At 40.6% G+C, this 11,416-nt stretch carries 11 protein-coding genes and 1 pseudogene; 11 read left to right on the forward strand and 1 reads right to left on the reverse strand.

Features of this window, described 5'->3' with window-relative positions:
• Positions 1 to 272 precede the first annotated feature (272 nt).
• Positions 273 to 1,706 carry an ATP-binding protein gene (locus RFK25_RS10630; protein WP_332413383.1) on the forward strand — a complete coding sequence of 478 codons (1,434 nt, stop codon included), beginning with the start codon at positions 273 to 275 and terminating at the stop codon, positions 1,704 to 1,706.
• A gap of 133 nt (positions 1,707 to 1,839) precedes the next feature.
• Complete coding sequence (locus RFK25_RS10635; protein ID WP_044720333.1) at positions 1,840 to 2,646, forward strand: hypothetical protein; 807 nt, start codon at positions 1,840 to 1,842, stop codon at positions 2,644 to 2,646.
• Between the two features lie 407 nt (positions 2,647 to 3,053).
• Here RFK25_RS10635 and RFK25_RS11785 read toward each other — a convergent pair.
• A pseudogene (locus tag RFK25_RS11785) lies at positions 3,054 to 3,254 on the reverse strand (tyrosine-type recombinase/integrase); the annotation flags it as partial.
• 650 nt (positions 3,255 to 3,904) lie between these two features.
• Here RFK25_RS11785 and RFK25_RS10645 point away from each other — a divergent pair.
• The 9 genes from RFK25_RS10645 to RFK25_RS10690 form a co-directional block, all read left to right on the forward strand.
• Entirely contained in the window at positions 3,905 to 4,582 is a 678-nt protein-coding gene (locus RFK25_RS10645; protein WP_332413386.1) for a LexA family transcriptional regulator, read from the forward strand.
• Between the two features lie 147 nt (positions 4,583 to 4,729).
• Positions 4,730 to 5,179 (forward strand): pyridoxamine 5'-phosphate oxidase family protein, encoded by a 450-nt coding sequence (locus tag RFK25_RS10650; RefSeq protein ID WP_332413387.1) that lies wholly within the window; start codon positions 4,730 to 4,732, stop codon positions 5,177 to 5,179.
• A gap of 68 nt (positions 5,180 to 5,247) precedes the next feature.
• Positions 5,248 to 6,207, forward strand: coding sequence for a polysaccharide pyruvyl transferase family protein (locus RFK25_RS10655; protein ID WP_332413389.1), 960 nt, complete (start codon positions 5,248 to 5,250; stop codon positions 6,205 to 6,207).
• A 119-nt stretch (positions 6,208 to 6,326) separates the two neighbouring features.
• The gene (locus tag RFK25_RS10660; protein WP_248050503.1) at positions 6,327 to 7,196 is read left to right on the forward strand and encodes a glycosyltransferase family 2 protein; all 870 of its coding nucleotides are present in this window, start codon (positions 6,327 to 6,329) and stop codon (positions 7,194 to 7,196) included.
• A complete protein-coding gene (locus tag RFK25_RS10665; RefSeq protein ID WP_332413391.1) occupies positions 7,197 to 8,201 on the forward strand; it encodes a sugar transferase in 1,005 nt (334 codons plus the stop codon). It abuts the gene before it with no gap.
• Positions 8,198 to 9,949 (forward strand): SP_1767 family glycosyltransferase, encoded by a 1,752-nt coding sequence (locus RFK25_RS11790; RefSeq protein ID WP_443035559.1) that lies wholly within the window; start codon positions 8,198 to 8,200, stop codon positions 9,947 to 9,949. Before RFK25_RS10665 ends, RFK25_RS11790 begins: the two co-directional genes overlap by 4 nt.
• Before the next feature lie 7 nt (positions 9,950 to 9,956).
• The gene (locus RFK25_RS10680) at positions 9,957 to 10,835 is read left to right on the forward strand and encodes a glycosyltransferase family 2 protein (protein WP_332413393.1); all 879 of its coding nucleotides are present in this window, start codon (positions 9,957 to 9,959) and stop codon (positions 10,833 to 10,835) included.
• 34 nt (positions 10,836 to 10,869) lie between these two features.
• Entirely contained in the window at positions 10,870 to 11,034 is a 165-nt protein-coding gene (locus tag RFK25_RS10685; RefSeq protein ID WP_332413394.1) for a hypothetical protein, read from the forward strand.
• Between the two features lie 266 nt (positions 11,035 to 11,300).
• Positions 11,301 to 11,416, forward strand: a 116-nt coding sequence (locus RFK25_RS10690; RefSeq protein ID WP_443035560.1) for a KxYKxGKxW signal peptide domain-containing protein, incomplete at its 3' end; no start/stop codon positions are given.

Below are 11,416 nucleotides of genomic sequence, written 5' to 3' on the forward strand. Positions count from 1 at the left end.
CAAAATTCCTGTTTGGGCTAGCCCAAACAACTTAACCTCTGGAACTCTAGTTATCAATGAACTTGTTGCACTTGACTTGACAACGTGCGATAAATTTTCAATAGATTTTGTAAGGTGACGAGGACTAGGTTGTAACAGTATTTAGATGCTACTTGATATAATTGTTTAGGCGTAATTAGAGTGTAATAATGATAAATCAGGCAGTTGCTCCATAGTGACAAAAAACTGATTTGGTTATGTTATAATAGAGCTATAACACTCAGGAGAATGATATGAATCAAAATCTATCCCACTACCAATTCTCACCAGAAAGCCAACATTTAGACAGGAAATCTGCACGCAAAAAGCCATCTGAACTTCTCAAACACCTGATTGCTTTTGCTAATGCGGACGGTGGTCAGCTGGTCATCGGTATTGAGGACGACAAGCAGAATAACATCATTACTGGCTTCAAAGATGGCAGAGCCTATCCCATTGATGAGTTCAAAAAGATTGACCGTGAGATGCGTGACACTCCTTTGGACTTATCTTTTGAAGAAATCCCTGTGAGAAACCATAAGGGTGAAGACGATGTGATTTTGGTTATCTCAGTTGAATTATCTTCAAACCGAGTGATTGCTGCGCCTAATGATGAAGTTTACCTGCGTCAGGGGGATGAAACGGTAAAATTAAGTTATGAACAACGAACTCAGCTCAGCTATGATAAAGGACAACGTTTCTTTGAGGATGAAGTTGTGGCTGACGCAACCTTGGAAGACATTGATGATAGTCTGGTACAGGATTTCAAGAATCGATTTGATATTTCAGACCGTTCTACGGAAGAAATTCTCAAAGCTCGGCGTTTTCTGGTCAATGGAAAATTGACCAAGGCTGCTATCTTGCTTTTTGGTAAATACCCATCAGCTTTCTTCCCTCAAGCTCGTGTTCGTTTTCAGCGGTTTGATGGCACGGACATGGGGACAGGGACTAGCTTTAATGTCATCAAAGAGGTGACGTTTGATGATGCTCTGCCAACCCTGATTATTAAGGCTCGTGACTTTATCCGTACCCAGCTGCGTGAGTTCCAATATCTGGATGACAATGGGAAATTTCAAATTTTGCCTGAGTATCCAGAATTTGCCTGGTTTGAAGGTGTTGTCAATGCTGTTACTCACCGTGATTACTCTGTCTATGGCGACCATATTCGTGTGCTCATGTTTGATGATCGACTGGAGATTCATAGCCCAGGTAAATTTCCAAATATCGTCACCGTTGACAATATTAAGCATGAACGGTTTTCAAGAAATCCTCGGATTGCCAGAACCCTGACGGAGTTTGGATGGGTCCGTGAGATGAATGAAGGTGTTAAACGGATTTACTCAGAGATGGAATCAGCCTTTCTTCATGAGCCAAAATACTCTGAACCTGGGAACAAGGTTGTTCTGACGCTTGAAAATAATATTGTCAGCCGACACCTACGAACCAGAGACAGTTTAGAGAAACAGTTTACTGATTTTGGAGACCTCAATGCCGATGAGCAATTGCTGGTTCACTACATGTATAATTCAGGTGAGAAGATGACAACAGCAAAAGCCATTGAACTGACAGGAAGAAGTCGCTCGTTTGTTGTCAAAATGTTGCATCATCTTCGTGATTTAGAAATCATCACTTGGTTTGGTTCAAGCAAAAATGACCGCAATCAATATTATCTTTTAGTTGATAAGTGATTGCAGTCAGGGTATTATTAGTAATAAGAATACAGTAGAATACAGTAGAATACAGTAGAATACAGTAGAATACAGTAGAATACAGTAGAATACAGTAGAATACAGTAGAATACAGTAGAGAGGAGGATTGTCTTTGGTAAAAATTAAGAAGAATGCTGCTGATTTGGAGGAATATTGGAATGATCAGCTTAGTTACCTAAAACGATCAGTGGATTATTTTGATGAAGGAAATGAGACTGAAGCGAGACGAATTGCTAGTAGTTTGAGAGTTTTATTGCATCAAACAAATTCTTCACAATCTCTAGTTAAACAGTTAAATCGGTGCATACTCTATCTTTCGTCGAGCTATTTGTACACTCCTTCAAATTTAATTTCGACATGGACTCTTCTGGTCTTAGAGATGAGAGATAATCAGTTGACTTATAAACCAAATTTAGATTTTTATAAAAGCGGTGACCGGTTATTCTATTTAACATTTGAAGATTGGTGGAATGAAATAATATTTGATGATAAGCAAAATGTCTTTACGAGAAGAGATATTGTACTTTTTGTCGCTAATAATGATGGTGGAGTCCATGTTGACCCAGAGTTAAAGGAATCATTTGCTCTTCTTACGAGATACAATTCTCTTGGAGTTATAGATACTTACGGAGATTCTCCGTTATCAAACCCCATTTATCAAGCAGTTCGAGTAATTGCGGAAGAATTTTTATTAAGTGTTGTTATTAGTTCTTCAGGGTTAAAAAATCGTAGGCAATACAAGGAACGGAAATTTGAAATGAGGTTTATAGATAGTATGCGTAGATATAAGTGGTCTACTACAGATCTTAGTTTTTCAAGTGAAACAATGGATATTGTGAATAGACATAGAGTAGAGGCGAGGAAATTGTACAGACAAGAGTTTGGAAATGGTATGGCTGTAGAGTATATTGGAAAATAGTCGTAGTATACAAAGTTTGATAAGGTTTTATAATATTATAAATTACTTCTGTTTGGATTTAGAGCCATCAAAAAATAAGAGAATCTAGAAAGGCTTGTATATTCATTCCTCAATTACATAAGCTCCGAAAACAGATTTTTGGTAATCTAATGGTAATCTCTTATTTGTAAGATTGGGTTATAAGTATCTATTTGTAATGAAAATGGGCTTTGAAAGCTTGATTTAATAGCCTTTTACAGATAGTTGACTTCTATCACCCAAAACCAGGTCTTAAGAAAGCACGTAAAGCTTCACAATTTAGTAAACGTTAATATACCGCGATATATCAACGTTTCAGAGCACTCGCAGGGTTTCCCCTACGGGTGCTTTTTTCGTGATTTTTTGAAAAGTTTCCCCTAAAATTTCCCCTAAATTTTTATAAGGTTTCGATAGGCGATTTCTCCCATTGCAATTGGGACTACGTTAGATGTATTTATATACGTTTTTGTAGTTGATGTATCGCTATGAGTTAGAGCTTCGGAAATTATTTCAATGGAAGTACCTGCTTGTTTAGCGAGGGTTGCCCCTGTGTGTCGGAGTTTGTGAGGTGTAGCGTGTTTAAAGCGTGGAACTTTTAGTTGATAAATGATTGCAGTCAGGATACTATTAGTAATAAGAATACAGTAGAATATAGAAAAGCGGCTATCAACAATCAGGTTGATAACCACTTTTTTCATTATAGACATTATTTCAAGAATCGCTGTGAATATGTCAAATTCGTATAGAGAGTATTTTATTTATCCATCAGTTCTTTTAATAATCCATTGTATTGGTCCATAGCACTTTTTAATTCTTTGTCAAAGTCAAAAGTTGGCTCAGATTTGAGAATGCTAGATTCTATACTCGAATCCTCTTTACAAACTTTTGTAGTACTGATGTTCAGTGGAAAATTCATTGGATACACCTCTCACTATTGCAACTATATTATACATGGTATGTGAGGAAATTAAAAAGAGAATGCTTATGTCAGTTTATATACTCGGATTTGTATTCCTTCAAGAGTTTACTTCATGTTTTTGTGCTTGTTCAAGTTGTTCAGGCTAGCTTGTGTGTCGCATTTGTCTTACCGCTTGCGGACTGGGGCTCTGTGATTCCTTTTGCGACTATGCTTTTTGTTAAATAGACCTTTTAGTTGTCGAAGGGAAAATTTAGTCTTGCCAGATACTCATTTGTTTTGTATAATATAGTTACTTTATAAAGAAACTTATTGAGGTGAAGGATGTTTTCAGGGGAGCGTTTACGAACGATTCGTTTGGCCAATGAGATAACGCAGGAAAATTTAGGGAAGTTAGTTGGTGTCGGGAAGGTGACGATTTCTAAGTGGGAATCGGAGACGACGGTTCCCAATGCCAAGCATTTGCGGGCGTTGGAAGAAACATTTTTGGTGGAAATGGGATATTTTGATGCAGATTTTAATCTCTTGTCGGTCTACCATAAACTGACTAGTGCTCATCAAGGAAAGGTGATACGTTACTCACGGCGTTTATTGGAGGAACAAGAGCAGTCTGTACAATTTGTGGCCTATCAGGTTCGAACCAATATTTTGCTGTCGGCAGGGCCTGGTGAGGCCTTTGAGGATGAGTTTGAAACAGAAACGGTCTATTTCGATAGCGAGATGGACCATGACGTGGCGACTTGGATTAAGGGTAATTCCATGGAGCCCATGTTCCAATCAGGAGAGGTGGCGCTTATCAAGGAGACTGGTTTTGATTATGACGGCGGTATCTATGCCATTGTTTGGTTTGGTCATACCTATATCAAGCGTGTGTATCGGGAGGAGGAAGGTTTTCGTCTCGTGTCCATCAATCCAGACCATCCGGATAAGTTTGCCTTCTATGAAGACCAGCCTAAAATAGTAGGAAAGGTTGTTGGGCATTTTATGCCTTTGGCAGTTTAGGGACTATGTAAAGACAACTCAGCTAAAGAGTGGGCGTCAGGGCTAGAGGGATGGGAAAATATTAGGTAGTATTTTTGAATGTTAACCTTAACTTTCCCCATGGAATTTGCTATAATTTAGGTAGAATGTAAGTCTAGGAGGCTACTTATGGAAGTCAAAGATGTCATGGAAATTTTGGAAGGCATGAAGCTAGGGATTTTTGCGACGGTTGATCAGGCTGGCAATCCCCATGCGCGGCCTATCCACATCACAGCTGCCAATGAAAATGGTATCTTCTTTATGACTGGTTCGGAAACGCATTTCTATCAGCAACTGATGGGGAATGAGCGCGTGGCAGTAACCGCCCTATCAGAAGAAGACTACTTGATTCAAGTGATTCGTATCGAGGGCAAAGCTCGTCTAGCTAGTCAAGAACTATTGGAGAAGGTTTTTGCGGACAATCCTTATGTTCAACATGTTTACAAGGATGAGGAAAGTCGCAAGACCATGCAGATTTTCCAAGTCTATGAGGGAGATGGCTTCTATCATAGTTTGACCCAGGGGCATAAGTATGTCTTTAAAATCAATAATGAGGTAGGTCAAGCTCGAACAATCTAAGCTACTAGCTTCGCATTCATGCTATTCTGTGCTATACTAGAACGAAATAACCGAAAGCAGGAAATGCCATGACCAAATATGCCCTTTTTAGTTACACAACAGGTAATATAGGAGATGAGATTCAGTCGGTAGCGACGAGTCGTTTTTTACCACAGATAGATTACTATGTGAACAGGGATTATTTAAATGAGTTCCAGTATGATGGTGAGGAATCAATCAAGCTTATCATGAATGGCTGGTATTCCCACCGCCCGGAAAATTTTCCATTAAAAAATGAAAAAATCGATCCTCTATTGATATCGATGTTTATCGATGAACCGGTGCAAGAGCAATTTTCTACAGAAGAAAATAGAGCATTTTTCAAAAAATATGGTCCAGTTGGTGCGAGGAGTGGAGCTACCAAAGACTTCCTTGAATCGATCGGTGTAGACTCGTACTGGTCTGGTTGCTTGACATTAACCATTCAACCAGAAAAGAATGTGAAAAAGCAGGATTTTGTCTTAGCGATTGATTTGCCCAATGCTGTTTATGATAAGTTGGCAAGAGAATCTATTTATCCGGTTATTCGGATGAGTGCGGATATCAACCACCAGTACATGAGCCCTTCTCAACGGATGAAAGTGGCTCAGTACTACCTCTACCTCTATCAGTCAGCACGTTTTGTCGTTACCACTCGTTTGCATGGAACCTTGCCATGTTTGGCGCTTGGAACTCCTGTTCTGAATATTCAAGAACAAGGGTTTGAAGAAGGGCGTTTTTCTGGTTTGCGTGAGTTGGCCAACCACATGACGGTTGAGGAGTTTTTGGTAGGAGCTTGTGATGTGAACCAGCCTTTGCCAAATCCACAAAAGCATCTGGACATTCGGAAGGAACTAGAGGAACGCTGCCAAGCTTTCACAGGTTTTAAGAGCGAAGCTGGATACCTCAATGGGCAGGAAGTTATAGATTTCTTGATGGATCCAGAGTTGGTTCAAGCCATGGTGACGGGACTGTGGTCAGCTCACCAGTATTATGGAATCTATCGTTAAAAAGGGGAAAACCCCCTTTTTGTTTACAGAAAAATGACAGACTATTTTTGCATTTCTAGTCTAGGCATGCTATGATAAAGGTAATATTTAAGAGGGAATGAGGCGTTTAAGTGGAAAAAGTGAGTGTAATTGTACCTGTTTACAATGGGGAAAAACATCTTCGTCAATGTGTCGAAAGTATTATGGCACAGGATTATAAAAATCTAGAGATTTTATTGATCAATGATGGTTCGACAGACGGGTCAGCTCTCTTGTGCGAGCAGTTACGTCAGCAAGATAGACGGGTTAGAGTGGTTCACAAGGTGAAGAATGAGGGTCTAGGCGCGGCCCGTAATACATCCCTTGAGGTGGCGACAGGGGACTATATTGTATTTGTGGATGCAGATGATTGGATTGATCCTAATCATGTTTCTGATTTGCATGAGCTTCTTACTCGTACAGGAAGTGATGTAGCCATTTCCAACTTTACTCAGTATTACGAGGAAACCGGGCAGTTCAATTTACATATTGCGGCAGACGATTATTACGAGGCTGTCTATAGCCCAGAAGAGTGGTTTGCTTTCCAATATGGTGTTGGCCACAATATTTCCCTCTGTTTCACAGTACCTTGGAGCAAAATGTATAAAAAGTCTCTGTTTGAATACATCCTCTATCCGACAGATGGTTTTGGGGAGGACGACCGGACAACTTGGAAAACATACTTGGCAGCGAATCGAATCGCCTATATGCATCGCTCTAGTCTGATTTATCGTGTCAATGCGGGGTCGATGACTCAGACAGCCGATCAGGCGACAATATTTTCAACGGAGCCAGTAGCAGAACGCCTTGAGGTGCTGGGCTTGCTTGGTTTTGATTTGTCACGGGAAATTGCCGCCTACAAATGGCGTTCGCAGATAAATCGGGATAGCAAACTGCGTAATGGGGATGTAGTAGCTTATAAGAACTTGGAATTCCGCAAGCGGATGATAGATAAATACGGAAACAACTAAATGAGAGTCTATATTACAAATTTAAACGGTCAAGCAGCATCTTCAACGGCGCAGCTTGGACAAAATATGGTGACAGATATTGCGATTGGGCTTGGCTATCGTGAACTGGGGGTCTATGCTTATAATATGGAGGCAGATAGTCCGTCTGAACTCAGTAAACGCTTGGATGGGATTGTGGCTGGCTTGCGGCATGGGGATGTTGTCATCTTCCAAACGCCGACTTGGAATACAACGAATTTTGATGAGCGCTTGATGGCAAAGTTGAAGGCCTATCAAATCAAAATTGTGATTTTTATCCACGATGTTGTTCCTTTAATGTTTGCGGGAAATTATTACTTGATGGACCGGACCATTGCCTACTATAATCTAGCAGATGTCATTGTGGCCCCGAGTCAAAAGATGCTTGATGTCTTGCGTGAACATGGTTTGACTGTGAAAAAGACACTAGTTCAGGGGATGTGGGATCATCCGACCAATGCTCCGCAATTGCCAGCTTGTTACAAGCCCTTGATTCACTTTCCGGGCTCACCAGAGCGTTTTAGTTTCATGAAAAGTTGGAACTATCCTGTTCAGGTTCATCTTTATTGTCGCCAAGAGGTGGAGTTGCCAACCATGGTAAAACGTCAGCCTTATCGCCCAGATGAACAGCTCTTGTTAGAAATGTCGCAAGGTGGATTTGGCTTGGTCTGGATGGATGATCATGACAAGGGGTATCAAACCCTCTATTGTCCGTATAAATTAGGTGCTTTTGTAGCAGCAGGAATCCCTGTGATTGTTCAGAGAGGAATTGCCAATCAGGAAATCATCGAGGCGAATGGACTTGGTTTGGTTGTGGACAGTCTGGATGAAGCGGTTGAAAAAATTCAAGCTATGACACCAGCTGACTATCAGGGATTTGTGGCTAGAGTAAGGGCCTTTAATCCCCTGGTTCGACAAGGGTATTTTACGAAAAAATTATTGATCGATGCTGTCTTTAGTGCTATATGTGATGGGGGAAAAGGATGAGAAAATTAGAAGAAATTCGTGTTTTGCCGATTTTGGATAGCCTTGCTTATATCAAAGAACACCAGTCCTCTGTTGTGCGATTTGGAGATGGAGAAATTGATGTGATTCAGGGGTCTAGCATCCCCTATCAGCCATATGATTCAGAATTAGCGGCGGCATTAAAAGCTATTTTGACCATTCCAAGTTCTCCGGAATTAGTGGTGTGTTTGCCAGATGTCTTTCAAGGATTGGAACGGTATAATTCAAATGCTCAACAATTTTGGAAGAGTCATTTTGAGCGCTATGGTCAATTTTATGCCCACGAGTGTCAATCTGATTGGTACGGTTCAACCTTTATTTCGCGTCCCTATATCGACTTGGTGGATAAGGAACCTGCGGCAGCCTATTTTGCGGCCATTAAGGACTTATGGCAGGGGCGAGATATTTTGATTGTCGAAGGTGAAACCAGTCGATCAGGGGTTGGAAACGACCTGTTTGCTGGAGCAGATTCTGTTTCTCGTATCGTTTGTCCATCAAAGAATGCTTTTGCTAAATACGATGACATTTTAGAAGCGATTCTAGAGCATGCAGATGATAAGTTGGTCCTTCTGATGTTGGGGCCGACAGCCAAGGTCTTGGCAGTTGATTTGATGCAGAGGGGTTATCAGGCTATTGACTTGGGACACATCGATTCCGAGTATGAATGGTTCCAGATGAAGGCGACATCCAAGGTGAAACTTGACCACAAGCACACCGCTGAGCATAATTTTGATACAGATATTCAGTTTACAGAAGATGCGGACTACCTTTACTCCGTAAAGGCTTGGGTGGGTGTTGCGCCGCAAACTCTACAGGAGGTTTCGGTGAAAGAAGAACACGAAGCGCAAGCAGTACCTGCTTTAATTAGTATTATTGTCCCTGTTTATAATGTAAAGCCTTACTTAAACCGCTGCATTGATTCTTTATTGAAACAGACTTATCCTCATTTTGAATTGATACTAATTAACGATGGCTCGACAGATGGGAGCGCCTTTGTTTTGGAAGAATATGCCAAAAAAGATGAACGTATCCGTGTCATTCACCAGGAAAATGCAGGGGTGTCTGCGGCACGCAATAAGGGGATTGACAGTGCGAAGGGGGAATATATTACCTTTGTCGATTCAGATGATTTTGTAGAAGATTACTATCTCCAGCATCTATATGACGGAGCGAGAGAGTCAGGCTCGGATATTGCCGCCACTAATTTCACCTCTTTCAATGAGGAACGGCAGTCTTTCCTTTTTTACCATCATGAAGGAAACTATTTTCAGACGGTCTATTCCATCCAAGACTGGTTGGACTTAGAGGGAAATATGAAAAACAATATGCACCTTGCTTTCACCTTCTCTCCGTTGAAATTATTTAAAAGGTCCTTATTTGGAGATATCCGCTACCCTACAGGTCGTCTCAGAGAAGACGATGCAACGATCTATAAATTGTATTTGAAAGCCAATCAGATCCATTTCACCAATGAAGGTCCCTATTATTACTCACAACGACCGGAAGGGTTGTCTCGGTCTGTCATGTTGCAAGACATCACGACCATGATCAGTAACGCGGAAGAAAGGATTGCGCTATTGGTAGCCTTAGGCTATAATCCGGCCGCCCAGATAGATTCCTATGTAGCTCGTTTGAAAAAATGTCAAGTAGATGCCCTCTATGCAGGTCAGATTGAGCTTTATCGAGCTATTAGTGCTAAGTTAGATTTGATGAATCGATTTAGAAAGTAGAGATAGGATGGAAAAAGTATCAGTCATTGTTCCTGTATTCAATGCGGGTATCTACTTGAAGCAGTGTTTGGATAGTATTTTAGATCAAACCTATCAAAACATTGAATTAATATTGGTGAACGACGGATCTACAGATGGTAGTGCCAGTGTTTGTGAAGCTTATCGTCAAAAAGATAGTCGAGTTAAATTGGTGAATAAGGCACTCGGAGGAGGAGGGGTCGGAGCAGCACGAAATACAGCCCTGCCTCTGGTTAGTGGTGAGTATGTTTTATTTGTTGATAATGATGATTGGTTGGAACCGAATCACATTGAATATCTCTATCAGTCGTTGAAAGAGACGGATGCTGATATTGCTGTGGTTAACTTTACTCAATTTATGGAAGAGACCAATTCATTTGCTTTCCACCTGCAAGCACAGGATTACTTTAGGCAGATTTTTAGCCCACGAGAATGGTTTAAAAAAGAGTACGAGAGTCGATTTTCGATCAGTCAATGTTTTACCGTCCCATGGTGCAAATTGTATAAGGTTGCATTGTTAGATGGAATTGTCTACCCAGAGGATGAAAAGGTCGAGGATGACTACACAACTTGGAAAATATACCTAAAGGCTGAGCGAATCGTGTATTCAAATACTAGTTTGTATTATCATCGTAAGCGTCAAACAAGTGTGCCCAAGACAGTTGAGATCTCTTCGGTTTTTCCTCTGAAGAGCATTGAAGAACGTATTGCTGTCTTATCATTGATTGGTTTTGATATCGAGCCAGAATTACGAGCCTATAGATGGCGATTGAATCTACACAAGGATTTTTATTTGAAAGCTGGTAGGATGCAAGACTATCAAAAATGTATGCAAAAGATTTCAATTTTAGAAAAATGGAAAAGATGAGAGTAATCTTATCTTTTCTTTTCATTCCCAGTCTATGACAGAGAGTTTGAGTCGCTCCGTATCGGAATCTGTCTTTGAGTCCGTCTCCGAATCCATCTCAGAATCAGTCTCCGAATCTGAAGCGATTACGCCTGCTCAGCAAGTTCCATCTCAAACCCTATCCGAATCTGTTCTCCAAGCCTTGCCAAGCACAGGTTAGGAATCGCAAACCTCCCTCTCCTTGCTCGGAGGAATGCTGTTATTTGTACTACTCAAAAAGAAGAGTAAGAATAATCATGACACCAGTTGTAATCAACTGGTGTTTCATGAGCAACATAAGACGAAAAATACGTTTTCATTGCAGCAAAGTCTTTGACTTTAATATAATTCCTTGGTATAATAAATGGATTATTTAGGGGGACTATTTTGGAATAGGATATTTTTAGGACACTAAATGATAAAGAAACATCAGGGGGATCTCTTTGAATGAAAATGCAAAGAAAAGATGACTTTACCGAAGTATCTCGAAAAAGTCGTGTAAAAATGCATAAATCCGGTAAGCACTGGGTGAGGACAGTCATGTCGCAAATCGGTTTGATGCG

The sequence above is a fragment of the Streptococcus sp. SS-4456 genome, from assembly GCF_036680365.1.
Lineage (GTDB): Bacteria > Bacillota > Bacilli > Lactobacillales > Streptococcaceae > Streptococcus.